The sequence below is a fragment of the Bacillus sp. 05T31 genome (genome assembly GCF_056396725.1).
Genome location: NZ_JBFTMA010001223.1, coordinates 1 through 658, shown reverse-complemented (window position 1 = coordinate 658; position 658 = coordinate 1). Strand labels below are relative to the sequence as shown.

Genomic DNA, 658 nt, shown 5'->3' with positions numbered 1-658 from the left:
AAGTTATACATCCGTATTCACCAAATGTATCCGCTATTTTAGAGAAATCAAATTCGCATTCATTAATAATCCGAATAGCTTCCGTATCATCTAAAATATCCTTATTTTTCTCACTACCATAAGCTCGTCCCCATAGCGGAATAAGCATAGTACCTTGAACTGATTGTAAATCTATTTCTTTAACCATGAAACGTCCTCCGTTTAATAATAAAAWWTWTTWTATATATGATTAGTCGTTATTTAACATTTTTGAGAGCATTGTATTTGTTTTATATAGTCCGTAAGTTAAATCTCGCCTATCTTCTTCAGATAACTTTTCGAGGTTTACTGTGAAATTATTATAAATTTGTTTCCATTTCTCATAATGTACTTTTTCAGCTTTATTAGTTAAGGAAATTAAAACAGCTCGTTTATCTACTGTATCTTGTTTTTTTACAATGTATCCGTTTTGCTCTAAATTACGAACGGTTACACTTAATTGTTGTTTAGGTATGTTTAAATAACTAGCAATCATTTTTAAATTTACAGCGACTTTTTGCTGGGCAATATACTCAACTATGTGTTGCTCTAAATGTGTAAATTCAGTGGATTTCTCTGATAATAATTTGAAAGTACCTGACATATTTAATAATAAATTCATGTATTCGTTTATTAATTC

At 28.9% G+C, this 658-nt stretch carries 1 protein-coding gene and 1 pseudogene; both read right to left on the bottom strand.

The features are described from left to right. A pseudogene (locus AC1DJR_RS32580) lies at positions 1-187 on the bottom strand (class I SAM-dependent methyltransferase); the annotation flags it as partial. A 42-nt stretch (positions 188-229) separates the two neighbouring features. Next, on the bottom strand, positions 230-658 hold a 429-nt coding region (locus AC1DJR_RS32575), incomplete at its 5' end, for a MarR family winged helix-turn-helix transcriptional regulator (protein ID WP_477004523.1).